At 69.7% G+C, this 25,834-nt stretch carries 24 protein-coding genes; 12 read left to right on the forward strand and 12 right to left on the reverse strand.

The annotated features are described in order from the left end of the window. Window position 1 precedes the first annotated feature (1 nt). From ABD830_RS26910 to ABD830_RS26940, 7 genes are all read right to left on the reverse strand, one after another. Window positions 2-931: a TIGR04222 domain-containing membrane protein gene (locus ABD830_RS26910; protein WP_344992820.1), complete on the reverse strand. Its 930-nt coding sequence runs from the start codon at window positions 929-931 to the stop codon at window positions 2-4. A gap of 100 nt (window positions 932-1,031) precedes the next feature. Beyond that, window positions 1,032-2,009: a TIGR04222 domain-containing membrane protein gene (locus ABD830_RS26915; protein WP_344992822.1), complete on the reverse strand. Its 978-nt coding sequence runs from the start codon at window positions 2,007-2,009 to the stop codon at window positions 1,032-1,034. A gap of 67 nt (window positions 2,010-2,076) precedes the next feature. Further along, window positions 2,077-3,870 carry a phosphoenolpyruvate carboxykinase (GTP) gene (locus tag ABD830_RS26920; RefSeq protein ID WP_344992825.1) on the reverse strand — a complete coding sequence of 598 codons (1,794 nt, stop codon included), beginning with the start codon at window positions 3,868-3,870 and terminating at the stop codon, window positions 2,077-2,079. A 250-nt stretch (window positions 3,871-4,120) separates the two neighbouring features. After that, entirely contained in the window at window positions 4,121-4,642 is a 522-nt protein-coding gene (locus ABD830_RS26925; protein ID WP_344992827.1) for a hypothetical protein, read from the reverse strand. A gap of 77 nt (window positions 4,643-4,719) precedes the next feature. Further along, on the reverse strand, window positions 4,720-5,934 hold the full coding sequence (locus ABD830_RS26930; RefSeq protein WP_344992829.1) for a C40 family peptidase: 1,215 nt from the start codon (window positions 5,932-5,934) through the stop codon (window positions 4,720-4,722). Between the two features lie 122 nt (window positions 5,935-6,056). Beyond that, window positions 6,057-6,557, reverse strand: a complete 501-nt coding sequence (greA, locus tag ABD830_RS26935; RefSeq protein ID WP_148437100.1) for a transcription elongation factor GreA — start codon at window positions 6,555-6,557, stop codon at window positions 6,057-6,059. Window positions 6,558-6,665: 108 nt separating this feature from the next. Then, window positions 6,666-7,085, reverse strand: a complete 420-nt coding sequence (locus ABD830_RS26940) for a DUF4307 domain-containing protein (protein ID WP_344992833.1) — start codon at window positions 7,083-7,085, stop codon at window positions 6,666-6,668. 135 nt (window positions 7,086-7,220) lie between these two features. On the opposite strand from ABD830_RS26940, the gene mca reads away from it, so the two are divergent. Genes mca through ABD830_RS26955 form a run of 3 tightly spaced genes read left to right on the forward strand, consistent with a single transcriptional unit; the run spans window position 7,221 to window position 8,601 of the window. Then, window positions 7,221-8,105: a mycothiol conjugate amidase Mca gene (gene mca / locus ABD830_RS26945; RefSeq protein ID WP_344992834.1), complete on the forward strand. Its 885-nt coding sequence runs from the start codon at window positions 7,221-7,223 to the stop codon at window positions 8,103-8,105. A gap of 34 nt (window positions 8,106-8,139) precedes the next feature. Next, entirely contained in the window at window positions 8,140-8,304 is a 165-nt protein-coding gene (locus ABD830_RS26950; RefSeq protein ID WP_344992836.1) for a hypothetical protein, read from the forward strand. After that, window positions 8,305-8,601: a GNAT family N-acetyltransferase gene (locus tag ABD830_RS26955; RefSeq protein ID WP_344992838.1), complete on the forward strand. Its 297-nt coding sequence runs from the start codon at window positions 8,305-8,307 to the stop codon at window positions 8,599-8,601. Here ABD830_RS26955 and ABD830_RS26960 read toward each other — a convergent pair. After that, window positions 8,584-9,732 carry a hypothetical protein gene (locus tag ABD830_RS26960; protein WP_344993056.1) on the reverse strand — a complete coding sequence of 383 codons (1,149 nt, stop codon included), beginning with the start codon at window positions 9,730-9,732 and terminating at the stop codon, window positions 8,584-8,586. The genes ABD830_RS26955 and ABD830_RS26960 overlap by 18 nt on opposite strands. 130 nt (window positions 9,733-9,862) lie before the next feature. Between ABD830_RS26960 and ABD830_RS26965 the strand changes: the two genes are divergently transcribed. Then, entirely contained in the window at window positions 9,863-11,815 is a 1,953-nt protein-coding gene (locus ABD830_RS26965; RefSeq protein WP_344992840.1) for a thioredoxin domain-containing protein, read from the forward strand. 6 nt (window positions 11,816-11,821) lie between these two features. Here the strand turns inward: ABD830_RS26965 and ABD830_RS26970 are convergent, their stop codons facing one another. Together ABD830_RS26970 and ABD830_RS26975 are read right to left on the reverse strand one after the other, a co-directional pair. Continuing rightward, entirely contained in the window at window positions 11,822-13,918 is a 2,097-nt protein-coding gene (locus ABD830_RS26970) for a transglycosylase domain-containing protein (protein ID WP_344992843.1), read from the reverse strand. A 167-nt stretch (window positions 13,919-14,085) separates the two neighbouring features. Then, window positions 14,086-14,559 carry an Lrp/AsnC family transcriptional regulator gene (locus tag ABD830_RS26975; RefSeq protein WP_344992846.1) on the reverse strand — a complete coding sequence of 158 codons (474 nt, stop codon included), beginning with the start codon at window positions 14,557-14,559 and terminating at the stop codon, window positions 14,086-14,088. A 103-nt stretch (window positions 14,560-14,662) separates the two neighbouring features. On the opposite strand from ABD830_RS26975, the gene hppD reads away from it, so the two are divergent. From hppD to ABD830_RS27000, 5 genes are all read left to right on the forward strand, one after another. Further along, window positions 14,663-15,772 carry a 4-hydroxyphenylpyruvate dioxygenase gene (gene hppD, locus ABD830_RS26980; RefSeq protein WP_344992849.1) on the forward strand — a complete coding sequence of 370 codons (1,110 nt, stop codon included), beginning with the start codon at window positions 14,663-14,665 and terminating at the stop codon, window positions 15,770-15,772. A 34-nt stretch (window positions 15,773-15,806) separates the two neighbouring features. After that, window positions 15,807-16,247, forward strand: a complete 441-nt coding sequence (locus ABD830_RS26985; protein ID WP_344992851.1) for an RDD family protein — start codon at window positions 15,807-15,809, stop codon at window positions 16,245-16,247. 46 nt (window positions 16,248-16,293) lie between these two features. Next, a complete protein-coding gene (locus tag ABD830_RS26990) occupies window positions 16,294-17,718 on the forward strand; it encodes a M1 family metallopeptidase (protein WP_344992854.1) in 1,425 nt (474 codons plus the stop codon). Window positions 17,719-17,790: 72 nt separating this feature from the next. After that, window positions 17,791-18,429, forward strand: coding sequence for an RNA polymerase sigma factor (locus ABD830_RS26995; RefSeq protein ID WP_344992857.1), 639 nt, complete (start codon window positions 17,791-17,793; stop codon window positions 18,427-18,429). Beyond that, a complete protein-coding gene (locus tag ABD830_RS27000) occupies window positions 18,426-19,097 on the forward strand; it encodes a hypothetical protein (RefSeq protein WP_344992860.1) in 672 nt (223 codons plus the stop codon). Before ABD830_RS26995 ends, ABD830_RS27000 begins: the two co-directional genes overlap by 4 nt. A 171-nt stretch (window positions 19,098-19,268) precedes the next feature. On the opposite strand, the gene ABD830_RS27005 is transcribed toward ABD830_RS27000, so the two are convergent. Beyond that, entirely contained in the window at window positions 19,269-19,730 is a 462-nt protein-coding gene (locus tag ABD830_RS27005; protein WP_344993059.1) for an ROK family protein, read from the reverse strand. 512 nt (window positions 19,731-20,242) lie between these two features. After that, window positions 20,243-21,412 carry an FIST signal transduction protein gene (locus ABD830_RS27010; RefSeq protein ID WP_344993062.1) on the reverse strand — a complete coding sequence of 390 codons (1,170 nt, stop codon included), beginning with the start codon at window positions 21,410-21,412 and terminating at the stop codon, window positions 20,243-20,245. Between the two features lie 171 nt (window positions 21,413-21,583). Here ABD830_RS27010 and ABD830_RS27015 point away from each other — a divergent pair, with 171 nt between their 5' ends. The 3 genes from ABD830_RS27015 (at window position 21,584) to ABD830_RS27025 (ending at window position 25,807) form a co-directional block, all read left to right on the forward strand. Continuing rightward, a complete protein-coding gene (locus ABD830_RS27015; RefSeq protein ID WP_344992863.1) occupies window positions 21,584-22,975 on the forward strand; it encodes a sigma 54-interacting transcriptional regulator in 1,392 nt (463 codons plus the stop codon). 61 nt (window positions 22,976-23,036) lie between these two features. Beyond that, window positions 23,037-23,777: a hypothetical protein gene (locus ABD830_RS27020; RefSeq protein WP_344992865.1), complete on the forward strand. Its 741-nt coding sequence runs from the start codon at window positions 23,037-23,039 to the stop codon at window positions 23,775-23,777. Window positions 23,778-23,842: 65 nt separating this feature from the next. Beyond that, a complete protein-coding gene (locus ABD830_RS27025) occupies window positions 23,843-25,807 on the forward strand; it encodes a vWA domain-containing protein (RefSeq protein ID WP_344992868.1) in 1,965 nt (654 codons plus the stop codon). Window positions 25,808-25,834 lie beyond the last annotated feature (27 nt).

Below are 25,834 nucleotides of genomic sequence, written 5' to 3' on the forward strand. Positions count from 1 at the left end.
GTCAGCTCCCTCCGCCGCAACCGCCGCCGCCACAGCCGGACCCGCCGCCGCAGCCCGAGGAGCCGCTGCCGCAGCCCGACCCGGAGTGCGACGCGCCGCCGCAGCCCGAGCCCGCGACGACACCGCCGGAGCCACCGTACGCCGCCCGTCGCCGCCCGCGCCGGGGCGTGGGCCGCGAGGCCGGGACGTAGGTGTCCAGCGCCCTGCTCAGCTTCGTGTCACGCAGCGCCCAGTGACCGTGCAGGGCGATGTGCACCCGCGTGTTTCCCGAGCCCGCGGGATGCGCCTCCCTGGCCCGGGCCAGCTCCTCGATCCCGGCAGGGGTGCGCGCGAACCGCCTGGACTTCCGGACGCCGGCGAGCATGACGACGGCGACGACCCCCGTTGCCACCAGGAGGAGCCCGGCCACGATCGGGAACCGCACCGGACCTCCGGCCAGTACGACCACCCCTGCCGCGACCGCCAGGACCAGCACCACCCTCAGCCCGGCGGCCAGCCACTTGAGCCGGGTGATGCGCGCGCCGGACAGGATCAGGCCCAGCTCGGCGAGACGGCGTTCGAGCTTGCCCATGGCCGGGCCGCGGCCCACCGCCTGGTTCACCAGGAACCTCGACGGACCGGCGTTCTCCGCGACGGCGGTCAGGGTCTCCTGCTCGAGGGGCTCGTCACCGGTGGATCCCTTGGAGAGGATGTGGAAGCGCGGCCCCCGTGACACGCGCAGTTTCCCCTCTACGGCCAGGAGCGTGAGGGCTGTGTCGACCACCCGCTCGGGCCCGCCCGCCAGATAGGCGAGATCGTAATGATCGAGGTCGCGAGCGCGGGATCCGTCCGCGGCCGCCCGACCGGCGGCGTGCTCGCGTTTGATCGCGGAGGCGATGGTGACGGCGATCGCCGCCAGAGCCACCGAGAGAATCAGCAGGACAAGGTCCATTACGGCCTCCCTCCGTGCAGCCGTTCAGGCTGGTTACCGGAGAGACGTGTAAGGGGATGGTAAAGGTTTCGTTCTGCGCATTTAGCTCTCAAGAACTTTTTCAGCTGCTGCTGCCGCAGCTCGACCCGCCGCCGCAACTCGACCCGCCACCGCAGCTCGACGAGCCCCCGCCGCAGCCGGACGACCCGCAACTGGACGAGCTTCCGCCGAAGTCGTGGCCGCCGAAGGTGACGCCGTCGCCGCCGCCGCTGTAGGTCCCGCAGGCGCCGGTGCAGTCGCCCCCGGGGTCGCCGGCCGACAGCTCGTCGCAGAGGCTCTGGTCGCCGGCGTCCTGCAGCCCGTACAGCGCGACGGGCACTCCGACCGCCATGGCGAGGGAGGTCTGGTCGCGTACGCCCCTCGGGTGGTGGCTCCGAGCCGACCGCAGGGCCTCGCGCCCGGCCCGGGTGACCACGTTCAGCAGCCTGCGCCGCTGCCGGGAGAGCCCGGTGAGCCCCAGGATGACGGCGAACGCGCTGAAGAGCAGCGCGCCGACGAACACCGTCTCCTTGCCCGCCATCCCTGCCACGGCGAGCGCGATCACCAGCATGGCGAACCCGCAGGCCACGCCCGCGGCCACCTTCTGCAGCCGCATCCGCTGCCACGCCGTCCCGAACGCGTCCTCCGGCACGATCAGGCCGCGCGCCTGGAGCCCGGCGGCCAGCCCGGCGAGCGCCGGATGCGTCTCCAACTCCCGGCGCAGCTCGCCCGCCCGGCAGCCGCCCGGCCTGGCGACCAGCGTGTCGAGCACGGCCTGCTCGATCGGCACCGGCGAGGGCCGCGCGCCCTGGACAGGCGTGACATGCGAGCCTCGTGACACCCGAACGGCGCCGGCCGTCGCGAGGACGGCCAGCGCCGTGTTGATGGTCCGCCGCGGCCCGCCGGACAGGTAGGCCAGCTCGTACGGGGAAAGATCGTGGCTGTCGCCCCTCGGCGGCGCCGCCTCGCTGACGCGTCTTCGCTCGTGCTCGACGCTCTTCTCGGCCAGGTTGACCAGTATGACCACACCGATGGCGGCGAACAGCAGGACGTGGTCCATGGCGGCCCCCTCTGAGCGGTACGGCAGTCCGTCAAGTTAGACGGCGCCGCCGTACCGCACAAGGGGGTCAGCCCAGCCGGTCCAGCAGAGCGTGGTACTCGTCCCACAGCTCCTTCGGCAGGTGCGAGCCGAACTTGTCGAAGTGGGCCGGGATCCGCGACGCCTCCTCGCGCCACACGTCCTTGTCGACCGACAGCAGCGTGCGCAGGTCCTCTTCTGACAGGTCCAGGCCCTCGGTGTCGAGGTCGTCCGGGAGCAGGCCGATCGCGGTCGGCACGGCCTTGGCCTCGCCGTTGAGCCGGTCGACGATCCACTTGAGCACGCGGCTGTTCTCGCCGAAGCCCGGCCAGATGAACTTGCCGTCGGCGTTCTTGCGGAACCAGTTGACGTAGTAGATCCGGGGCAGCTTGGCGCCCTTGCGGCGGCCGATGTCCAGCCAGTGGTCGAAGTAGTCGCCCATGTTGTAGCCGCAGAACGGCAGCATGGCGAACGGGTCGTAGCGCAGCTCGCCGACCTTGCCCTCGGCCGCGGCGGTCTTCTCGGAGGCGACGTTGGCTCCGAGGAAGACGCCGTGCTCCCAGCTCAGCGACTCCGTCACCAGAGGCACGGCGGTGGCGCGGCGCCCGCCGAACAAGATCGCTGAGATGGGCACGCCCTTGGGGTCCTGCCATTCGGGTGCGATGGTCGGACACTGGGCGGCCGGGGTGGTGAAGCGGGCGTTCGGGTGGGCGGCCGGCTCGTCGCTGTCAGGCGTCCAGGAGCGGCCCTTCCAGTCGGTCAGGTGCGCCGGCGGCTCCTCGGTCAGCCCCTCCCACCACACGTCGCCGTCGTCGGTGAGCGCGACGTTGGTGAAGATGCTGTTGCCCCAGAGCGTCCTGATCGCGTTGGCGTTGGTCACCTGGCCGGTGCCGGGCGCGACGCCGAAGAAGCCGGCCTCCGGGTTGATCGCGTAGAGGCGGCCGTCGTCGCCGAAGCGCATCCAGGCGATGTCGTCGCCGATCGTCTCGACCTTCCAGCCGGGGATCGTGGGCTGGAGCATGGCGAGGTTGGTCTTACCACAGGCGCTCGGGAACGCGGCGGCGACGTAGCGGGTCTCGCCGGAGGGCGGGGTGAGCTTGAGGATCAGCATGTGCTCGGCCATCCAGCCCTCGTCGCGGGCCATGGCGCTGGCGATGCGCAGGGCGTAGCACTTCTTGCCGAGCAGGGCGTTGCCGCCGTACCCGGAGCCGTACGACCAGATCTCGCGGGTCTCGGGGAAGTGGCTGATGTACTTGGTCGAGCTGCACGGCCACGGCACGTCCGCCTGGCCGTGCTCCAGCGGCGCCCCGACGGAGTGCACGCACTTGACGAACTCGGCCCGCTCCTCGATGAGGCGGAGCGCCCTCTCCCCCATCCTCGTCATGATCCGCATGGAGACGGCGACGTACGGGGAGTCGGTGATCTCGACGCCGAGCTGCGAGATCACGCCGCCGAGCGGGCCCATGCAGAAGGGCACGACGTACATGGTGCGGCCGCGCATGCTGCCCTTGAACAGCTGTCCGAACGTCCGGCGCATCTCGTCCGGAGCGATCCAGTTGTTGGTGGGCCCCGCGTCCTCCTCGCGCTCGGAGCAGATGAAGGTGCGGTCCTCGACCCTGGCCACGTCGCTGGGGTCGGACTTGGCGTAGAAGCTGTTGGGCCGGGCGGCCAGCCGCTCGAACGTGCCCTGATCCACGAGGAGGTTGGTCAGACGCGTCCACTCCTCCTCTGATCCGTCGCACCATTCGATCCGGTCCGGCTGGGTCAGGGCGGCGATCTCGTTCACCCACGCGGCCAATTCGCTATTGCTGGTCGGTGCGGGCACTTCCACGGAAACGGACACGACTGTGACTCCTCCACTCTCTCCAGGGCTCAGTCATCATTAACGACGAACCGGCATTGTGGCCAATTGGCATAGACCTGTTGGCACTGGCCGTCGTCGCAGGCAGCGGCCCTGACGATTGGAGGAGCCTACCCACGCGGAGCGGATTTAAAAGAGAATTAACACACAGTGGTCCAGTCCAATAGAGCTGGTCTAAACCAATTTCCCAAGTGGTTTAGTCCATTTCCGCGTCCGTTTCCGCTGGACCGTCTCAGGAATTGACGTCCGGCCCCTCGGAGCGGACTCGGTCGACATGCTGGAGAGCGTCCCGCAGATCCGCGAGCCACGTGTCGGTGTGCTTCCCGACCAGCCGGACGCACCAGGCGAGCGCGTCACTCCTGCTCCTCGCCACTCCCGCCGCCACGAGCGTGTCGAGCACCTGCCGCTCGGACTGGCGCAGCCTGGTCATGACGGGCACGGAGAGCGTGGTGAACATCACAGTCTCACCGCCGCAGACCACGCCCCAGGAGACCTTCTGCCGGAACTTGCGCTCGGCCTCCCTGGCGATCTCGATCCGCCGCTCGCGCGTCTCTTCCCTGAACCTTCTGGCCAGCCCCTCGATCAGGGCGATGCGCTCGGCCTCGGGCACATCGCCGGGGGGATCGGGCAGCGTGCCGAGCACCGCGATCTCCTCGCGGTCCCTGACGATCTCTGGCGCGCCGGTGAACCATCCTTCGGGCAACCGCCCGGTGAACCAGCCGTGGATCTGCGCTGTCTCGTTGTCCGTTGCCATGTAATTACCATTACATAGTTGCACGCGAAATGCACGCACCGATTCCCGTCCTGTCCGAGCAGGATGGCGAAGGGTGGTCAGCGGACCTTGGCCGCCGCGATGGGGCTCACGCGGACGACGCCCGCCAGATTGCGGGTGTGCACCGGGGAGATCTTCACGACGTCTCCGGTGCGGGGCGCCTGGATCATCTTCCCGTCACCCCAGTAAATCGCTACGTGCGAGATATAACCGGGATTGGTCGGATCAAGGCGCCAGAAGATCAGATCGCCTGGCTGGGCCTGCGACAGCGGGACCTGGGGACCGGTCACCCACTGCTGGTGCGTCACCCGGGGCATCCGCACCCCTGCCTGGGCGAAGGCCCACTGGACCAGACCTGAGCAGTCGAACGTGTCGGGACCCTCGGCGCCCCACACGTACGGCCGGCCCAGCTTGGAGGCGGCGGCCTTCAGCGCCACGGTGATCTGCTCGCCGGTCATGAACGACCCTGCGGGCCAGCTGCGCGTCCTGGTCTGCGGCTGAGGCAGCACGGGGTTGACCATGACCGCCTGCGTGCCCTTGGGCAGCGCCTTGAGTATGGACTTGCGCAGCGTGTCGGAGTTGGTGTCGGGGGCGCTCACGATGAGCGCGTTGTCGCGGGGCAGTCCCAGGCTGCGGCCCACGTCCTTGGAGACGACGGCGTCCACCGCGCCGAACCCGGTGGTGGCGTACGCGCCGATCCGCAGCGTCCCCGCCGGACCCGCCACCCGCCTGTGCAGCGTGAGCCCGCCGTCGTTGCCCAGTACGAACGACACGGCCACGTCACCGGCCGCGACGTTCTGCCACAGCGGGTCGGACGAAGCGGTCACCTTGGGCGTGTACGAGCGGAACGTGGACGGATTCACCGCGAGCGTCTGCACCCGCTTGCCGTCGAGCGTGATCGACGCCGCGTCGGCCAGCTCAAGCGCCCGCACCCCGCGCAGCTTGGCGACCTTCTGTAACAGCTCGTTGGTGAACGGCTTGCGGGTGAGCACGAACAAGTTGGGCTTGTGCAGCTTCTTCAGCGGCGCCACCGGCTGGAGCGTCACGGCGGGCTGCTGCGCCGGCGGTTGCTGCTGTGCCGGTTGCTGCTGGGCCGGTTGCTGCTGGGCCGGTTGCTGCTGGGCCGGTGGCTGCTGCCGGCGCTGCTGGGCCATCAGCGTCGACTTGGGCGTGGCCTGGGCGCGTACGGGCTGCCCGGCCTCCTGCTCGGGCCGCACCAGCAGCAGCACGTCGGCTGTCAGCACCGCGACCAGCGCCACCACGATGAACGGCACCAGCTTGTACGTGTCGCGCCGCTTACGAGACTTGACCAGGAAGCTGAGGTCCTGCCGAATCCCCGTCGCACGCGAAAAATCCGCCGGGCCGACGTGGGCCCGGCGGTCGTCATGCGGGGGAGTCAGTTGCCGATGTACGGCACTGCCTCGAGGATCTCGACGGTGTTCTGGCGCCCGTTGGGCATCGAGTAGGTCGCCTTCTCCCCGATCTTCTTCCCGTTGATCGCCGCTCCCAGCGGCGACTTCGGCGAGTAGACGTCGATCGGCGCTCCGCTCTCCTCGCGGGAGGCGAGCAGGAAGGTGACCTCGTCGTCGTCGCCTACGAACCGGATGGTCACGGTCATGCCGGGGCCCACCACGCCCTCGGCCTTGGGAGCCTCTCCCACCTGGGCATTGTCGAGGATCTGCCGGAGGTGGAAGATGCGGGCCTCCATCTTGCCCTGCTCGTCCTTGGCGGCGTGGTAGCCGCCGTTCTCACGCAGGTCGCCCTCTTCACGGGCGGCTTCGATCTTCTTGGCGATGTCGACGCGCCCGGGGCCCGAGAGATACTCGTACTCCGCCTTCAGGCGGTCGTACGCCTCCTGCGTCAGCCATGTGACGTTCTCATCACGAGAGTCGGCCACGGGTTCTCCTTGCTTGCCTAGGGGGCCCTGAGGTCACTTGAGGTTACGTGTGGTTGAATTGCGAAAGGCTAACAAGTCAACCGCTCCAACGCTTCCCCAAATGTCTCACTATACGAGATTGCAGTACTGGATGTGGACGGAAGTGGCCTGACCACTCGTGTCGAGGCTTTCCTTGATCTGCTTACTACCCTCCCCAGCCGGGATTCTTACTTCCTTGCTGCCCACTTCCGTGTGATAGACGTCCAGCGCCCTGATCCGGCAGACAGCCACCCTATCGTCTGGCTTGTACACCTCAAAGGTGATCTCTGCGCGATTCGCGCTTTCAATGGTGAACGTCACCACCTGCGACGGAGCCTCCGAGCCGCCGGCCGTCATGGACCACATGACGTACCCCCAGCCGCCGGCGATGATGGCCACCAGCACGCCGATCACGACGTGGACGACGAGCCGGCCGCCGCGCCTGGGACGGTCCGGGAAGTCGTCGGGTGTGCCGAGAACTGGTCCGTTCTCGACATCTCTGGTCGCCATGGCGGAATCTCCCTGCACTCCCTGAGCGTTATCCGAGACAATTGTCGCCCGCGGGGGGTGTGCCCTCGCGACCGCCCAGCAGAAACTAGCCTCTCTGGGCGAGTGACCGGTCCCGACTGAGGAGACATCGAGCCCGTGAGTGCACCGCTGAGGCTGATGGCCGTCCACGCCCACCCCGATGACGAGTCGAGCAAGGGCGCCGCCACGATGGCGCGTTACGTGCGCGAAGGCGTGGAAGTGCTCGTCTGTACCCTCACGGGCGGTGAGCGCGGCTCCGTGCTCAACCCCAAGATGGACCGACCCGAGATCGTGGCCAACATCGCCGCAGTGCGCAAGGCCGAGATGGACCATGCCCGCGAGATCCTGGGTGTGCAGCAGCGCTTCATGGGCTTCGTCGACTCCGGCCTGCCGGAGAACGAGGACGAGGCGCTGCCCGAGGGCTGCTTCGCCTTGCAGAAGCTTGAGGACGCATCGGCGCCGCTGGTGGCGGCCGTGCGCGAGTTCAGGCCGCATGTGATCATCACGTACGACGACGACGGCGGCTACCCGCACCCCGACCACATCATGACCAACAGGGTCTCCGTGGAGGCCTTCGAGGCGGCCGGCGACCCCGACCGCTACCCCGGCACCGGCGACCCCTGGCAGCCGCTGAAGCTCTACTACCAGATGGGCTTCACCAAGGAGCGCTTCGAGGCGCTGCACGAGGCGATGACCTCGCGCGGCCTGGGCTCCCCTTACGCCGACTGGATCGCCCGCTGGGAGGACCGCCCGGCCAAGTGGCCGGTGACCACGCGGGTGCCGTGCGGCGACTACTTCGACATCCGCGACCAGGCCCTGCTGGCCCACGCCACCCAGATCGACCCCGACAGCTGGTGGTTCGTCTGCCCGCGCGAGCTCCAGCAGGAGATCTGGCCGACCGAGGACTACCACCTGGCGCGCTCGCTGGTGGACACCGAGCTGCCCGAGGACGACCTGTTCGCCGGCATCCACGCCGAGGACGTCTCCCCCGCCTGCCACTGACGGGACCACCCGCCCTGAGTGGCAGACTGGAACTGTGAACGTTCTAGCAGCAGGTGATGTGAGTCCGGGGCTGCTCGGCTTCCTCGTTGTCGCCTTTCTCGGGTTCGCCCTCTACATCCTGATCAAGTCGATGAACAAGCAGATGTCGAAGATCCAGGTGCCGCACGAGGGCGACACGGACGACAAGAAGGCCGAGTAGATGCCGATCGAGGTGGTCGACAACTCGACGGAGAGCCGGTTCGAGGTCCTCGTGGACGGCAAGGTCGCCGGCTTCGCCGACTACAGGCTGCTGCCCACGAAGATCGTTTTCACGCACACCGAGGTGCTGCCCGCGTACGAGGGGCAGGGGCTGGCGAGCAAGCTGGTCGGATACGCGCTCCAGACGAGCGCCGACACCGGCCTGCGCGTCGTGCCCCTGTGCCCGTACGTCGCGAAGTACATCGAGCGCCACCCCGAGTTCCAGGAGCTGGTCGACGCCTCATTCGGCGGCAGGTGACCAGGCCCGTTCCAGGGCCTTGGGCAGCCCCCACCAGCCCAGCGGGGTGAGCACCTCGCTCCGGTCGACGATGCCGAGCTGGGCCCACAGGCCAACCACCGACGCGAACAGCGTCTCCGTCGCGTCGAGGTCGTCGTCGTCCTGGTCGTCGACGTCGATGTCCTCCGACTCGGCGATGAGCCGCGCGATCCGTTCGGGCGAGGCGAGCACACCGGGGCCGAGCCTGGTCAGCGCCGCCACCCCGGCCAGCCAGTCGGCGTGCTGGATCGCGCAGAGGTCGGCCAGCGTGGCGTCCTCCAGGCTGAGCTCCCTGTCGAGGTCGGCGAACTCCTCCAGCGCGTCCCCACCCTCTGACAGGTCCGAGATGGGCCCCGCGATGCCCGCCGCCACCGCCAGCCACAGCTCACCGTCGTCGTCCGGCATGGGAGCGTCATCGAACCCGGCACAGGCCCGCAGCACGTTGCCGGGGTAGCCCGGCTCGGCCAGCAGTTCGCGCAGGCGCGCGCCGGCCGCCTCCAGGTCGCCGGCGGGCAGCTCGGGCTGCTCGGGCAGGCCCGCGACGATGCGCCGCAGCTCCGACAGCGCGAACGCCTCCTCCTCGTCCCAGGCCGCGAACAGCTCCTCGTCCTGCTCGTCGCTCACCGCGAACCCGGGCACCCTGCCGTCGGGCAGCGGGGTGCTGAGCCAGTGCTCCTGCAGTTCCTCGTACACCCTGCGGGCCTCCTGATCGCCCGCGACCAGCGCGTCGGGGTCGATCTCGCCGACCTCAACCTTTTCCTCCAGGTACGCGACGAGCCGCGCGAACATCTCCGCCGCCACGGGCCCGCGCTCGTCCTCCTCCGGCCAGACGAAGTAGCTGGGCGTCATGAGCATCGGCTCGGTGCCGGTGGACTCGACCCAGCGCTGCACGTCACCGACCGTGGCGACGCCGGACTCGATGGAGCTGAGCGTGGCCTTGGCGGACTCCCAGAACGGGAGGGAGAGCGGGTTGCCCGCCGACATCATCGCCCGCCGCAGGTCGGGCAGCGCCACGAGCGCCACTCCTGACGGTACGGCGAGCAGCGCGCGTGCCACGTCCCTGCGCGTGATGGCGCTCGCTGGGCGTGCTGCGTGGGCGCAGAGGAAGTCCATATCCACGCCCGTAACCTACGCCGTCCCACCCTCCCGGGTCAGCCTCCCGCCCTGTCTCGCGGGGGCCAGGGAGGTGGCGATCGAGGAGTGCCGGGTCGGGGGCGGACTAGGCTGATCAGGGGAGGTCCTGATGAACCGCTTGAAAGACGCCACAAGCCCTTACCTGCTCCAGCACGCGGACAACCCCGTGGACTGGCACCCCTGGGGTGAGGAGGCGTTCGCGGAGGCCAGGCGGCGGGACGTGCCGCTGCTCATCAGCGTCGGCTACTCGGCGTGCCACTGGTGCCATGTCATGGCACATGAGAGCTTCGAGAACGCCGAAACCGCGCGCCTCATGAACGAGCACTTCGTCAACATCAAGGTCGACCGCGAGGAACGGCCGGACGTGGACGCCGTCTACATGGGCGCCACGCAGGCCATGACCCGCCAGGGCGGCTGGCCGATGACGGTGTTCGCGACGCCCGAGGGCCACCCGTTCTACTGCGGCACCTACTTCCCGCGCCCCCACTTCCAGCGCCTGCTCACCGAGGTGCACAACGTGTGGAGGGGCGACCGGGACATCGTGCTGAAGCAGGGCGCCAAGGTGGTGGAGGCGCTCAACGCGGGCACCACCCTGCCCAGCGGAGCCGTGCCCGACGAGGAGACGCTGGCGCGGGCCGTGCGTAATCTGCGCGAGGAGTTCGACGCCGCGAACGGCGGGTTCGGCGGGGCGCCGAAGTTCCCGCCGTCGATGGTGCTGGAGTTCCTGCTGCGCTCCGGTGAGCGCGAGATGAGCGGCAGGACGCTCGAGGCGATGGCCCGCGGCGGCATGTACGACCAGCTCGGCGGCGGGTTCGCGCGCTACAGCGTGGACGCGGAATGGGTGGTGCCGCACTTCGAGAAGATGCTCTACGACAACGCGCTCCTGCTGCGCGTCTACACGCACTGGTGGAAGGCGGGCGGCGGCGAGCTGGCGCGGCGCGTGGCGCTGGAGACGGCCGACTGGATGCTGCGCGAGTTGCGCACGAAGGAGGGCGGGTTCGCCTCGGCGCTCGACGCCGACAGCGAGGGCGTGGAGGGCAAGTTCTACGTCTGGACGCCCGAGGAGCTCCGCGACGTGCTCGGCGAGGACGACCGCCGCTGGGCGCAGGAGCTCTTCGAGGTGACGGTGACCGGCACGTTCGAGCACGGCGCGTCCGTGCTGCAGCTGCCGCGCGACCCCGACGACCCCGTACGCTACGCGGGCGTCCGCGGCCGGCTGCTCGCCGCAAGAGACCTGCGGGTACGCCCCGGGCGCGACGACAAGGTCGTGGCCTCGTGGAACGGCCTGACCATCGCGGCGCTGGCGGAGACCGGCCTGGCGTTCGAGCGGCCCGACCTCGTGGCGGCGGCCACGGGCGCGGCCGAACTGCTCGCGAGCACGCATGTGGTGGACGGCAGGCTGCTGCGTACGTCCAAGGACGGCAGGGCCGGCACGAACGCCGGGGTGCTCGACGACTACGCCAACCTGGCCGAAGGCCTGATCTCCCTGTACGGCGTCACCGGCGAGGCCAGGTGGCTGCGGCTCGCGGGGACCCTGCTGGACACCGTGCTCGACAGGTTCGCCGACGGCACGGGCGGCTTCTACGACACGGCGGACGACGCCGAGCGGCTCTTCCAGCGGCCGCAGGACCCCACGGACAACGCCACCCCGTCGGGCCAGTACGCGGCCGCGGGCGCGCTGCTGTCGTACGGCGCGCTGACCGGCTCCACGCGGCACCGTGAGGCCGCCCAGGCCGCGCTCGGCACCGTGTCCGTGCTGGCCACGGGGCACGCCAGGTTCGCCGGGTGGGGGCTGTCCGTGGCGCGGGCGGCCCTGGACGGTCCCGTGGAGGTCGCCGTGATCGGGCCGGCCGACGACCCGCGTACGGTGGCGCTGCACCGGCAGGCGCTGCTGGCCGACGTTCCCGGGCTGGTGGTCGCACTCGGCCCCGGCGACTTCCCCGAGCTGCTGGAGGGCCGCGGGCTCGTCGGCGGGGCGCCTGCCGCCTACGTGTGCAGGGGATTCACCTGCCGCATGCCCGTGAGCACGGTCCAGGAGCTCCGCGCCGAGCTGGCCAACTGAGTACAGCTATCCGGTCTGCGGGCGGCCCGTGTTGGGGTCGGTCCCCGTGTCGCCACCGGTCGTGGGGACGGGGGCCTGCGTGGCCGGCGGCTCCGTGTGCTCGGGCGGCTGGTCCGGCTGTCCGTTCTGCCCGTCACCGTTGTCGCTCGGCGCATCGGTCGACGGCGGGTCCGTGGCCGTGGGCCCGGTGGGCTCAGGCGTGGGCGTGCTGTTCCAGTCGTTGGGGTTCGTCGGAGACGTGTAGTCCTGCTGGGGAACGTCCTGGTTGTTGTCGGGCGTCGAGTAGTCGGGCCCCCAGCCGTAGTCCGACGGCTCGGGGAACTCCTCCACCGGCTGGCCCGCCATGGCCTCGGTCATGAACGCCCGCCAGATCTGCGCCGGCAGCTGTCCGCCGAACTGCGTGCCGTACCCGGGGATCGTGACGGTGGCGTTGTCCTCCCTGAACATGTCGACCGCGACGGCGAGCTGCGGCGTGAACCCGTTGAACCAGACCGACTTCGACTTGTCCGTGGTGCCCGTCTTGCCGGCCACCGGGCGGTCGTAGAGCCGGGCGGCGGTGCCGGTGCCGTACTTGACGACCTGCTGCATCGCGTACACGGTGTCCGCGGCGGCCTGCTCGCTGACCACCCGCGTCGCGACCGGCTCGATGACCTTCTTCTTGCCCTTCGCGTCGGTGACCGACATCACCACGTGGGCCTCCATGTGCGTGCCCTTGTTGGCGAAGGTGGAGAAGCCCGAGGCGTTCTGGACGGCGCTGACCGAGGAGACGCCGAGCGGGAAGGACGCGTAGGCCTGCTGCTGCTCGATCTGCGCCTTGGGGATGCCCGCCTTCTCGGCGACGGCGGCGACCTTGTCCAGGCCGACCTTCTGGCCGAGGTCCACGAACGCGGTGTTGACCGAGTTCTGGGTGGCCCGCACCAGGTTGATCTGGCCGTACGAACGGTCGCTGTCGTTGGGGATCGGCTTCGGGTCCGACGCCACGCGCATCGGCGAGTTGCCGTTGACCCTGGTGGACAGGTCGAAGCCGTTGTCGAGCGCCGCCGCCAGCGTGTACGGCTTGAAGGTCGACCCCGCCTGGACCTTGGACGAGAACGCGCTGTCCCAGTGCTCCGACTGCGAAGGCTTGCCCCCGTAGAAGGCGACGATCTCGCCGGTGGCCGGATCGACGGCCGCGAGCCCCGTACGGACCTTCTTGGGTGTCGAGTCGGGCAGCACGTCCTTGACGGCCCGCTGTGCCGCCTGCATGAGCTTCTTGTCGAACGTGGTGACGATCTTCAGGCCGCCGCCGTTGATGTCCTCGTCGGTGTAGCCGCGCCGGTTGAGCTCGGCCGTCACCTGCTCCAGCATGTACTGGGCCTGGCCCTTGAGCTCGAACGGCTTCTTCGGGGCCGCGAGCTGGGGGAAGCGCTGGGCGGCGACCTGCTCGGGCGTCAGCGTGCCCGTCTGGCCCATCGCGTCGATCACCGACTGCCAGCGGACCTTGGCCGCCTCGAGATCGGCGCCCTTGGGGTCGGCGAACCGGCTGGGCTGCTGGATCACCGCCGCGAGGTAGGCGCCCTCGGCCACGCTGAGCTGGTCGACGTGCTTGCCGAAGTAGGCGCGGGCGGCCGACTCGACGCCGTTGGCGCCGCGGCCGAAGTAGATCGTGTTGAGGTACTGCTCCAGCACCCAGTCCTTCGACTTGGACTGGTCGACCTTCATCGCGATGAGGATCTCTTTGAACTTCCGGGTGACGGAGCGCTCCTGGCTGAGGCCGCTGTAGTAGTTGCGTACGAGCTGCTGGGTGATCGTCGAGCCGCCCTGGAGCTGCTGCCCGCTGACGGTGGACCAGACGGCCCGCGCGGTGCCCTTGACCGACACGCCGCCGTCCTCGTAGAAGGAGCGGTTCTCCGCCGCGATGACCGCGTCGCGCACGTGCTTGGGCACCTTGGCCAGCTCGACGTTCTTGCGGTCGATGCCCTGGCGGGCGATCACGCTCTTGCCGTCACGGTAATAGATCACCGAACCCTGCGCAGTGGCTTCCTTCTGCGTGGAGTCAGGAATGGGCGTCATGGCCCACGCGACCGCGAAAAGCCCGACGAGTACGAGGATTCCTGCACCCAAAGAAATCAGTAGAAGCCGGAGAACCCGCCGTTTTCGCATCCCGTTACCACCGCCGCTCCGCACCCCGACCCCCTCGTCACCTTCGGACAACCCCCGCAAGCTGGGCGAATGCCAAGGGTAAACGATCGATATCGGTGCCCCGTCCCACAGCGATAGTACGGCGGGAGCTAGCTCCTGCGCGGGACATCGGCGACCAACGGCAGCACTCTGTATGGAACCGGTGTGTCCAGGGCGATGATCGAATTAGTCCTGAGCACACCCTGAACGTCCACTATCCGGTCGATAACCCGTTGAAGATCGGCATTTGTCCGCGCGACCACGCGGCAGAGCAGATCGCTGTCGCCGGTGATCGTGTGCACCTCCAGCACCTCGGGGATCGCGGCCAGCCGGTCGGCCACCGGATCGTGCCCGGCGATCTGCCTGATCTCCATGCTGACGAACGCGGTGACGCCGTAGCCGAGGGCCTCGGGCGACACGTCGGGCCCGAACCCCGTGATCACGCCCCTGGCGATCAGCCGGTCGAGCCGGGCCTGAACGGTGCCGCGGGCCACGGCGAGCCGGCGCGAGCATTCGAGCACGCCCAGACGGGGCTCCTCCGTCAGGAGCGCGATCAGCCGGGCGTCAAGGTCATCGATCGTCATACTGTACAGATTTACCGGACATTTCATGGAGAAGCTAGACAGCTTGTGCACCGGATCAGGTAACTGTTGCGCAGCTCGCCCAGGAAAATCGACAGTTGGTCTTATGAATGACGCTTTTCCGGTCAACGGCATGGATGCCGTCGTGTTCGCCGTGGGCAACGCCAAGCAGGCGGCCCACTATTACTCGGCCGCGTTCGGCATGAGGTTGGTGGCCTACCGCGGCCCCGAGAACGGCAGCCGCGACGAGGTCGCGTACGTACTGGTCTCGGGCGGCGCCACGTTCGAGTTCCGCGCCTCGCTCCGGCCGGGCACGGACCTGGCCAGGCACGTGGCCGAGCACGGCGACGGAGTGATCGACCTGGCCATCGCGGTGCCCGACGTCGAGGCGGGGTACGCGCACGCGGTCGCCCATGGGGCCAAGGGGCTGGCGGAGCCGTACACGATGGAGGACGAGCACGGCAAGGTGCAGATCGCGGCCATCGCCACCTACGGCGAGACCCGGCACACGCTGGTCGACAGGTCCAACTACGGCGGCCCCTACCTGCCCGGATACGTGGCGGCCGAGCCGCTGGTCGCGCCCCCCGGCACCAGGAACGGGCGGCTCTTCCAGGCGATCGACCACTGCGTCGGCAACGTCGAGCTGGGCAAGATGGACGAGTGGGTGGAGTTCTACCGCAAGGTGATGGGCTTCACGAACATGGCGGAGTTCGTCGGCGACGACATCGCCACCGAGTACTCGGCGCTCATGTCCAAGGTCGTGGCGGACGGCTCGCGCAAGGTCAAGTTCCCGCTGAACGAGCCGGCCATCAGCCGCAGGAAGTCGCAGATCGACGAGTTCCTGGAGTTCTACGGCGGGCCGGGGGTCCAGCACATCGCGCTGGCCACCAACGACATCCTGACCACGGTGGACCACATGCGGGCGGCCGGCGTCCAGTTCCTGGACACGCCCGACTCGTACTACGACGACCCCGAGCTGCGGGCGCGCATCGGGCAGGTGCGGGCGCCGATCGAGGAGCTCAAGCGGCGGAAGATCCTCGTGGACCGCGACGAGGACGGCTACCTGCTGCAGATCTTCACCAAGCCGGTGCAGGACCGGCCCACCGTGTTCTTCGAGCTGATCGAGCGGCACGGGTCGCTCGGGTTCGGCAAGGGCAACTTCAAGGCCCTGTTCGAGGCGATCGAGCGGGAACAGGAACGGAGGGGCAACCTTTAGTTTGTCCCGACTTAGTGGTGGTCATCAGGACATCATGGGATCACCACCGGGGCTGGCGGGACGCTGGCGACGCCTGTTCGCCGGCGTCCTCGACTGGCTCATCGTCAACGTCGTCTCCGCCCCCTTCACGTCTCCGGGCTGGGAGTACGTCTGGGACCGGGGCAGAGGCGCGTGGGAACGCTATCCGGTGGAGCACACCTTCCTGGCCGGGCTCGTGGCCTTCCTGTACTTCTGGCTGCTGCACGCCTTCTGGAACGGCCAGACCCTGGGCAAGAGGCTGTTCGGCATGCGGGTCGTACAGGAGCGCGGCGCCCGGATCACCGTGTCCCAGGCCGCGGTGAGGCAGGCCGTCGCGTCCGCGCTCGTATGGCTATGCTGCGTCGGCATGCTGGTGGACCTCGGCTGGATCCTCTTCGACCCGCGCAAACAAGCCCTGCATGACAAGGTGGCCAGGACCGTCGTCGTCAACGCGTAACTCAGCGTAAGCTTCTGGTCACGATTCGAAGGGGGCTCGTAAGCCGATGCGTTCCTACAAGCGCTGGGTGGCACTGATGGCGGCGCTGGTCAGCGTGCTGGGCTGCGCGCCCGCGGACAAACCGCCGCTCGCCGACCATCGGCTCGACGACCCGCCGCCGCTCACCGAATACCGGCCGGGCGCGGCCGGCATCGGCGACCCCGACTTCCCCACCGACGGCAACGGCGGCTACGACGTCTCCCACTACGACCTGGACATCGACTACGTGCCGGTGACCAAGCAGCTCCACGGGGTGGCCACCATCAAGGCCGCCGCCACCCAGGACCTGTCGAGCTTCAACCTCGACTTCTCCGGGATGACCGTGAGCAAGGTCACCGTCAACAACGCCACCGCGACGTTCCGGCGCCAGGGCAGCGAGCTGACCGTGACGCCGTCCGAGCCGATCGACGTCAAGTCCCGCTTCACCGTCAAGGTCACCTACGCGGGGCAGCCCCAGCCGATCAGGGACAGCGCCAACCTGGGCACGTTCGGATTCGTCGCGACCCCTGACGGCGCGTTCGTGGCCTCCGAGCCCGACGGCTCCAAGACCTGGTTCCCCAACAACGACCACCCGGCCGACAAGGCCACGTACGACTTCACGATCACCGTCCCCGCCGGGGTGACCGCCCTGGCCAACGGCGAGCTCGTCGGGCGGCCCACGACCGCCCAGGGCAAGACCACCTTCCGGTGGCGCGAGCGGCAGCCGATGGCGAGCTATCTGGCGACGGCCACGATGGGCATGTTCGACCTGCGCGAGGGCCGCACGCCCGCGGGCATCACGGAGATCGCCGCCGTCGACCCCAAGTTCAAGAAGTCACTCAACACGCTCTTCAAGCTCTCCGGTGAGATCACCGACTACTGGTCCACGGTGTTCGGCCCCTACCCGTTCTCCTCGACCGGGGGCATCGTCGACGACTTCGCCGCCGGTTACGCCCTGGAGAACCAGACCAAGCCGCTTTACGGGGGCTTCGAGCCCGACCCGAGCATCATCGCCCACGAGCTGGCCCACCAGTGGTTCGGCGACAGCCTGTCCATCAAGCGCTGGAGTGAGCTCTGGCTCAACGAGGGCTTCGCCACGTACGCGGAGTGGCTCTGGTCGGAGCACAAGGGCGGCAAGACCGCCGAGGCGATCTTCAACCAGGAGCACGCCCGCCCGGCGAGCGACCCGATCTGGGCCTATCCGCCGGGGCGGGCCAGGCCCGAGGACCTGTTCAACGCGTCGGTCTACGCCCGCGGCGCCATGACGCTGCACGCCCTGCGCAAGGCCATCGGCGACGCCACCTTCTTCAAGCTGCTCAAGACGTGGACCGCCGACCACCGCAACGGCAACGTCACGACGGAGGAGTTCATCCGCCTCGCCGAGCAGTTGTCCGGCAAGAACCTCCGCCCGCTCTTCGACGCCTGGCTCTTCCAGCCGCAACGCCCCGCCTGAGCAGGGCGGAAACGCTTCTCGTCGCTCGGCCCAAGTACGGGTGTAAGGCGAACGACGAAGGGAGCGAGGCCAGTGCGCCTCAACGAGGACCCTGCGGCCTTTGAGGCCTTCTATCGCCGCCATGTCGATGCCGTCATGCGGTTCGTGGTCCGGCGGGTGAGCGACCCCCACCTCGCCGCCGACCTGACCGCGGACATCTTCCTGGCGGTCCTGGACACGGCGCACACTTACGTGCCGGGCCGGGGCAGCGAGATCGCCTGGCTGTACGGCATCGCGCGCAACGTCGTGTCGGCCCAGCACCGCAACGCGGCGCGGGAGGCGCGGGCGACCGGCCGCGTCGCCGGCCGCCGGCTGATGGACGATGACGATCTCGTCAGGATGGAGGAGCGGGTCGACGCGGAGCGCCGGATGCGCCGCGCCCTGGAGGCCATGCGCCGGCTGCCTGAGGGCGAGCGGGCGGTGCTGGAGCTGGTGGCGATCGACCAGCTCACCGTCGCGGAGGCCGCTGCGGCCCTGGGCATCAGGCAGGTGACCGCACGAGTGCGGTTGCACCGGGCGAGACGTGCGCTTGGGGAGGTCGCTGAGGTGGATCCGCAGCGAAGCGAGGACATCCACCTCAGCCCGCCGAGCGGAGCTCGGCCACAAGCACAGCCGGATTCGCAGCGGCCGGAAAGCCCTTCTTCAACTGTGTACGTGGAGGGACAGGTATGAGCAACTTCGAAGAGCGCCTGCTCAGTGCACTCAAGGAAGACATCACGACGCGGAAGGCGGAGAACACGATGACGACGACCGTGACACCGATCGAGCGCCCTTCGCGGCGGCGGCGCTTCGTGGGCCTGACGACCGCGGCGGCCGGGCTCGCCGCCGCCGCCACCGCGGTGGTAGTGCTGACCGGGCTCAGCAGCGCCCCGGCGTACGCGGTCACCAAGGACGCCGACGGGGCGGTCAACGTGCGGATCAACGAGTTCAGCGACCCGGAGGGGCTGGCCGGGGAGCTGGCCGGGGCCGGGGTCAAGGCGGTCGTGAACTACCTGCCCGAGGGGCAGACCTGCAAGGAGCCGCGTGGCGAGCGCGGGTCCGGCACCGGGAAGTTCACAGCGAGCGTCGGCCGGTCGGGCGGCGCAATCTCCTTCAAGATCGAAAAGGGGCAGGTGCCGGCGGGCGAGACGCTGGTGCTGGCCGTCTCCAAGAGCAAGGACGGCGACGACAGGCCGCCGTTCGCGATGTCGCTCACGGTCGTGAAGGGCCCCGTCGCGCCCTGCGAGCCCACCACGATGCCCGCACCCGGCCCCGGCGCCAAGGACGACGGCGGGCGTGGTCTGGTCACCAGGACGGATGGTGCGGACCAGGGTCCTGGCACCCACACCGGACCCAACTGACCCCCTTCTACCGGGTCGGCGCCTCCTCGCCCGACCGCGCGAAGGCGTCCTGACCGCCCCAGGCCGGGGTCCCTTTCTGGGTGCCGCGGCCATCCCAGGCCCGGCCCTCCTCCGGGGGCCGCGGCCGTTCCAGGCCCGGCGGCCCTCCCGAGCAGACGGGGTCGCCGGGCTTCAGCTCCAGTAGCGCTCGCCGGCCAGGATGAGCGCGGCGGCGCCGACCAGCCCCGCCTCCTGACCCAGGGCGGCGGGGACGACCTTCACCCGGCGGGCGAAGCGCATCCTCGCGTGCTCCCACAGCGCCTCCTCCAGCGGGCCGAACAGCGGCTCGCCGGCCTGCGACAGCCCACCGCCGATCGTGACCAGATCGAGGTCGCACAGGTGGGTGGCCGAGGCGATGGCGATGCCGAGCGCGCGCCCGGCGCGACGCATCGCCAGCAGCGCCACCGGGTCCCCGGCCAGCGCGTCCGCCGCCAACGCCCGCGCGGTGACCGCCCGATCCTCCCGGTACGCCTCCCCAGCGCCGTCCCACCCCGCCCCACCTGCGGACCCACCGGACGCGACAGCGACTCCACCGGAGACGGCGCCAGGCCCACCCGAGACGGCGCTGCGCCCATCCGAGACGGCGTTGGGCACACGGGGGCGGGCAACGAACCCACCCTCGGAGCCGCCTTTCCCCGCCTGGGCATCTGCAGCCCGAACGACCGGAGCGGCGGCCTCAGAAGGGGTGGAGCCGGGCGTCCACCCGTGGGACAGGGCCCAGGCGGTCAGGGCGGGCCCCTGGGCCACGGCCTCGAGGCAGCCGTGGCCGCCGCAACCGCACCGGGGGCCGCCGACCGGCTCGACGACCACGTGGCCGATGTGCCCGGCGTTGCCCGTCCCGCCCGTTGACCAGCCGGCCGTTCAGGATCAGGCCGCCGCCCACGCCCACGCCGTCGAGACCCGTGGGGAGCGGCTCCACGAGATCGACGAGGTTCATGAGCGTCTTCCACAGGGTCGAAGCGTCCGCGCCCTGCGGCGTGGCGGCCCGGGTGGACATGGTCACCGTGCCGTCGTCCGCGACCAGGCCGGCGGCCATCTTGGTGCCGCCGACGTCGATCGCGAGGATCACCGACGGCCTGCCGTACGGGACCGGCTCAAGGCCCGGCTCAAGGACCGGCGCTGGAGAACACCAGGACCGACGCCGTGAACCCGTGTACGTGGTTGTGGCCCGAGACCGGGCCGACCTCGCCGGCGGCGAAGAAGCCGGCCATGCCGATGGGCCCCAGCGTGTCGCGGAGGGCGACCGGGTCGTGGTCGGCCGTGCCGAACATGGCCGAGCCCCGGCCGTTGCACGAGAACAGCAGCGCCCCGTCCACCTTGCCGAGTTGCTCCCGGTGGGCGTCGAGCAGGTCGTACAGGTCCTCGTCGGCGGTGGCCGCGTCGCGCACCTGGAAGCGCACGGTCCTGCCGATCTCCACGATGTCGCCGATGGCCACGGCCTCGCGTTCCGGATCGATGCCGATGACGCCCCTGATGAGGAAGTCGCCGCGTTCGTGGCGTTCGGCGTACTCGTTCATGGCCACGCCGATCTGCAGGCCGGAGGCGACCAGCTCGCGGTCGTCCTCGTCGAGCTCGCTGACGATGTCCTCCAGCCGGGCCAGCGCGGGCTGACCGGCCAGCTCCAGCAGCAGGTTGTCCTCCGACGCGGTGACGACCATGCTGGGACCGATCGGGCGGCAGCCCTGACTCACCACGGTGCTGATCTTGACCGGGCCGCTGATCAGCACGCCGATCGCGCCCTCGGTGTAGACCTCGCCGTCGGCGAACAGCCGTACGGAGCCCCGGCCCTGCAGCCCGTTGGCCAGCCCTCCGATCAGCGGCAGGTCGCCGAGCACATCGACCGAGCGTTCCACGAAGGCGTCGGTCGGGAAGCTGTACGGATCGGCGAGCAGGATCGCCACATGGTCGTCCCCGCCCCGCTCGGGCAGCCCGACCACCACGAACCTGTCCTCGGCTGCCAGCGTCTCCAGCGCGAACGTCGTCAGCCTGGCACCGTCCAGCGTCGCCGCCCACGCGCTCACGGCAGGCGTCAGCTCGACTCCCTGCCCGTCGCCGATCACTCCCGTGGCGCTGCATCCGATCACGTGCGCGTCGGGCGCGAGCTTCATCGCGGCCTCACCGGCCCGCGCGACGTCGTCCGGATCGTCGCCGCAGATGAAGAAGCAGACCAGGTCCGCTCGGCCGCTGAGCCTCGACAGGGCCCGGCCGACGGCGGTCTCCGCGGCCTCCACCAGGTCGGAACCCACGGCGAGGCCGTCGGCGAAGCGACTAGTCATCAGGGCCACGCGTCTCGCCTCCCTCGGCATGTCAAAGTTCCCTAGGCCGCATTCTCCCCACTAAAGGGACAAGCACGCACACGAACCGTCACTCAATGGTTCAGATCCGAAATCTCCGCCAGATGCGAAAGTCTCTGCCGGTTTGCTCGCGAGGGACGTAGTCTCGATCCCGTGCATCAGCCACGTATTCTCCGCGAGTTGCGAGAGAGCGGCCACGTTCATCGCACCGTCAAGGCCGAAGTCCGGGAAAATCTGCTGGCCAAGCTGCGGGCGGGAGAGCCCCGCTTCCCCGGCATCGTGGGCTTCGACGACTCCGTCCTGCCGCATCTGGAACGGGCGCTGCTCGCCGGGCACGACCTGGTGCTCCTCGGCGAGCGCGGCCAGGGAAAGACCCGGCTCATCCGCACCATCACGGGCCTGCTCGACGAATGGACCCCCGTCGTCGAGGGTTGCGAGATCAACGACCATCCGTACGCGCCGGCCTGCACGCGCTGCCAGGCTCTGGCGCGGGAGCTGGGTGACGAGCTGCCTGTCGCATGGAAGCACCGCGACGAGCGCTACGGCGAGAAGCTCGCCACGCCCGACACCTCCGTGGGCGACCTGATCGGCGACGTCGACCCGATCAAGATCGCGGAAGGGCGCCGGCTCGGCGACCCCGAGACCGTCCACTACGGCCTGGTCCCGCGCACCAACCGCGGTGTCTTCTCCGTGAACGAGCTGCCCGACCTGGCCGAGCGGATCCAGGTGTCGCTGCTCAACGTGCTGGAGGAGCGCGACATCCAGGTGCGCGGCTACAACCTGCGCCTGCCGCTCGACATCCTGCTCATCGCCAGCGCCAACCCCGAGGACTACACCAACAGGGGCCGGATCATCACCCCGCTGAAGGACCGCTTCGGCGCGGAGATCCGCACCCACTACCCCCTGACGGTGGAGGACGAGCTCACGCTCATCCGCCAGGAGTCCATGCCGGACATCGGCGCGGACGTTCCCGAGCACCTGATCGAGATCATCGCCCGGTTCACCCGGCTGGTACGCGAGTCCACGGCCGTGGACGCCCGCTCCGGCGTGTCGGCGCGCTTCTCGATCGCGGCCGCCGAGACCGCCGCGGCCTCGGCCGTGCGCAGGGCGGCGATCGCGGGTGAGGAGCAGGCCGTCACGCGCGTGGTCGACCTGGCCTCCGTGGTCCACAGCCTGCGGGGCAAGGTGGAGTTCGAGGTCAGCGAGGAGGGCAGGGAGACCGAGATCCTCTCTCACCTGCTGCGCAGGGCCACGGCGGAGACGTTCAGGACCAGGCTGGGCGGCATGGACCTGGCCGCGATCATCGACAAGTTCTCCGAGGGCACCCAGGTGGAGTCGGGCGAGCTGGTCCCCGCGGGCGAGCTCCTGCACCGGATGGGTCCCGTTCCCGGGCTGGCGAAGGTCATGTCCCGTCTCGGCATGGGAGCGGGCGAGGAGTCGCCAGGACATGCGGCGGCGGCCCTGGAGTTCGCTCTTGAGGGGCTTTACCTCATGCGACGCCTGTCCAAGGAGGACCTTGACGGAGTCTCCGTCTATCGCACGTGAACATCTTGGCGGTCTCCAGCGTCAAAGTGGGTAGCTGATCACCCCGAGGAGGAGACCGCCCATGCGTCTGCTTGCCTGTACCGCCGCTCTGGCCATGGGCTGCTTCGCCGTTCCTGCGCACGCGGAGGCCACGAAGGTCGTGTACGGGTACGCGTGGGCCGACGGCACGGGGCACCTGCGTGTCGTGCCGAAGTCGGCCGCATTCGTTCGCAAGGACGGCTTCGTCGGTTACCGGCTCAAGGCGGTGACGGGGGCCAAGGAGGTGCGGCTCGGCTACACCCGCGCGTCCTACGGCCGCGTCACGGTGGCCTGCGACCTGAAGGAGACCGAGGGCCAGGTGGCCCTCGACGCCAAGGGGCTGGGCAGGACGGCCTGCAAGCCCGGCGACCTGGACGACTCGCTGGACCGCGGTCCCGTTCCGCTCCGCGTCGAGTACCAGGGCTCCCGTGCCGTCAGGATCAACGAGTTCCTGGTCCAGGGGTGGCCCGCGGCGCGTACCGCCCGTGGCACCCTGAAGCGCGTCAACGACAGCACCGTCCTGTTCGCGACCGGCGGAAAGCAGGTCAAGCTCGGGTACACGTACGCCACGTCCTTCCACCGGACGACGGCGCGGTGCCAGGACGCGTGGCTGGCCGGGAAGCCGGTCAACGCCGACAAGAACGGGCTCGGCAAGAAGTCGTGCACCGCTGCCGACCTGACCAGAGCGCTCAAGACGGCCAAGCACCCCGTACTCGTGAAGATCGACTACACGCCCGGCGTCGACGGCGTGAACGAGGTGTGGGAGGTCTTCGGGGACGCGTAGCCGGAGCCGCGGAGAAGCCCTTCGGGGGCGCATAACCGGGCGGATCGGGTTAGCGTGGGTGCGTGATGGCCTTTCGCTATGGCGAGTACCACGACGGCCCCGACCCCCTCGCCCCGCCCTACGACGTGCGGGCGGCCCTCGACGAGATGGGCGACGCGATCCTCTCCGGTTCGACGCCGGTCCACGCCCTGCGCGACCTGCTCAAGCGCGGACTCCCCGGTACGCAGGACCGCCGGGGGCTCGACGACATGCTCAGGGAGGTACGCAGGCGCCGACGCGACCTGCGCGAGCGCGGGCGGCTCGACGGCACCCTCGAAAAGGCGCGGGCGCTGCTCGACAAGGCCATCGGGCAGGAGCGGGCCGAGTTGTTCCCCGACCCGTCCGACGACGCGCGGCTGCGCGAGACCGAGCTCGACGCGCTGCCCGATGACACGGCCAGTGCGATCCAGGAGCTGAGCACGTACGAATGGCGCTCGTCCGCGGCGCGCCAGACGTTCGAGGAGCTGCGGGACCTGCTGCGGCGGGAGGTCCTGGACAGCCAGTTCAGGGGCCTGCGGGACGCCCTCGCCAACCCGGACCCCGAGGCGATGGAGCGCGTCCGGCAGATGATGTCGGACCTGAACGGCATGCTGGACAAGGACGCCCGCGGCCAGCACACTCAGGCCGATTTTGAAGCCTTCATGGGGAAATATGGGGATCTGTTCCCCGAAAAGCCGCGGAACCTTGAGGAGCTCGTCGACATCCTGGCCCGCCGCGCCGCCGCCACGCAGCGCATGCTGGCCTCGATGACCCCGCGCCAGCGCGAGGAGCTCGCCGGCCTGATCAACCAGACCCTCGACCAGGCCGGGCTCGCCGACGAGATGCGCCGGCTCGGCGAGGCACTCTACGCCCGCCGCCCCGACCTGGCCTGGAACGCCCCTGAGCGCCTCACCGGCGAGGAGCCCCTGGCCATGGGCGACGCCGTCACGGCCCTGGAGGAGCTGGCCGACCTCACCCAGCTGGAGACCGCCCTGCGCCAGGACTACCCGGGCGCGCGGCTGGACGACATCGACGAGGCCGCCGTACGCCGTGCGCTCGGCCGCTCCGCCGTGGACGACCTGGAGGCCCTAAAGCGCATCGAGCGGGAGCTGGAGGAGCAGGGCTACCTCCTGCGCCGCCGCGGCAAGCTCGAGCTCACCCCCAAGGCGGTCCGCCGCCTGGGCGAGACGGCGCTGCGCCGCGTGTTCGCCTCGCTCGACGCGGGCCGCCGCGGCGACCACGACCAGCACGACGCGGGCTCGGCCGGCGAGCTCACGGGCTCGTCCAGGCCGTGGCGCTTCGGCGACGAGCAGCCCATCGACGTGGTCCGCACGCTGGTGAACGGCGTGCGCAGCGGCGGCGTCGCCCCGCTGAGCGGCGGGGGGACGGCTCTGCGGCTGTCCGTGGACGACTTCGAGGTCGCCGAGACCGAGCGCCGCACCGCCGCGGCCGTCTGCCTCCTGGTGGACCTGTCGTACTCGATGGCCCTGCGCGGCACCTGGGCCGCCGCCAAGCAGACGGCCCTGGCGCTCCAGGCCCTGGTGGCGTCCAAGTTCCCGCAGGACGCCGTCCAGATCATCGGCTTCTCCAACTACGCCAGGGTGCTGCAGCCGGACGAGCTGGCGGGCCTCGACTGGGACATGGTCCAGGGCACCAACCTGCACCACGCCCTCCTGATCGCCGGCCGCCACCTCGACCGCCACCCCGACTTCGAGCCGGTGGTGCTGGTCGTCACGGACGGCGAGCCCACGGCCCACCTCATGCGCAACGGCAGGTCGGCGTTCGAGTGGCCGCCCTCGCACGAGACCCTGGAGCTCACGCTGGCCGAGGTCGACAAGATGACCCGGCGGAGGGCCACGCTCAACGTCTTCATGCTGGCGGCGGACGACCGGCTGAAGGAGTTCGTGGACGAGGTGGCCCGCAGGAACGGCGGGCGCGTCTTCTCGCCGAGCGCCGAGCGCTTGGGCGAGTACGTGGTCAGCGACTTCCTCCGCCTGCGCCGCGCCCGCTGAACTGTCGGTGGGCTCTGGCAGTGTTGC

It is taken from the genome of Nonomuraea helvata (genome assembly GCF_039535785.1).
In the GTDB taxonomy this organism is placed as follows: domain Bacteria; phylum Actinomycetota; class Actinomycetes; order Streptosporangiales; family Streptosporangiaceae; genus Nonomuraea; species Nonomuraea helvata.

Excerpts from the sequence above, each read along its gene's own strand:
- ABD830_RS26910 (WP_344992820.1), bottom strand. The coding sequence starts at position 931 with ATGGACCTTGTCCTGCTGATTCTCTCGGTGGCTCTGGCGGCGATCGCC.
- ABD830_RS26915 (WP_344992822.1), bottom strand. The coding sequence starts at position 2,009 with ATGGACCACGTCCTGCTGTTCGCCGCCATCGGTGTGGTCATACTGGTC.
- ABD830_RS26925 (WP_344992827.1), bottom strand. The coding sequence starts at position 4,642 with ATGGCAACGGACAACGAGACAGCGCAGATCCACGGCTGGTTCACCGGG.
- ABD830_RS26940 (WP_344992833.1), bottom strand. The coding sequence starts at position 7,085 with ATGGCGACCAGAGATGTCGAGAACGGACCAGTTCTCGGCACACCCGAC.
- ABD830_RS26955 (WP_344992838.1), top strand. The coding sequence starts at position 8,305 with ATGCCGATCGAGGTGGTCGACAACTCGACGGAGAGCCGGTTCGAGGTC.
- ABD830_RS26960 (WP_344993056.1), bottom strand. The coding sequence starts at position 9,732 with ATGGACTTCCTCTGCGCCCACGCAGCACGCCCAGCGAGCGCCATCACG.
- ABD830_RS26965 (WP_344992840.1), top strand. The coding sequence starts at position 9,863 with ATGAACCGCTTGAAAGACGCCACAAGCCCTTACCTGCTCCAGCACGCG.
- ABD830_RS26975 (WP_344992846.1), bottom strand. The coding sequence starts at position 14,559 with ATGACGATCGATGACCTTGACGCCCGGCTGATCGCGCTCCTGACGGAG.
- hppD (WP_344992849.1), top strand. The coding sequence starts at position 14,663 with ATGAATGACGCTTTTCCGGTCAACGGCATGGATGCCGTCGTGTTCGCC.
- ABD830_RS26985 (WP_344992851.1), top strand. The coding sequence starts at position 15,807 with ATGGGATCACCACCGGGGCTGGCGGGACGCTGGCGACGCCTGTTCGCC.
- ABD830_RS26990 (WP_344992854.1), top strand. The coding sequence starts at position 16,294 with ATGCGTTCCTACAAGCGCTGGGTGGCACTGATGGCGGCGCTGGTCAGC.
- ABD830_RS27000 (WP_344992860.1), top strand. The coding sequence starts at position 18,426 with ATGAGCAACTTCGAAGAGCGCCTGCTCAGTGCACTCAAGGAAGACATC.
- ABD830_RS27010 (WP_344993062.1), bottom strand. The coding sequence starts at position 21,412 with ATGACTAGTCGCTTCGCCGACGGCCTCGCCGTGGGTTCCGACCTGGTG.
- ABD830_RS27020 (WP_344992865.1), top strand. The coding sequence starts at position 23,037 with ATGCGTCTGCTTGCCTGTACCGCCGCTCTGGCCATGGGCTGCTTCGCC.
- ABD830_RS27025 (WP_344992868.1), top strand. The coding sequence starts at position 23,843 with ATGGCCTTTCGCTATGGCGAGTACCACGACGGCCCCGACCCCCTCGCC.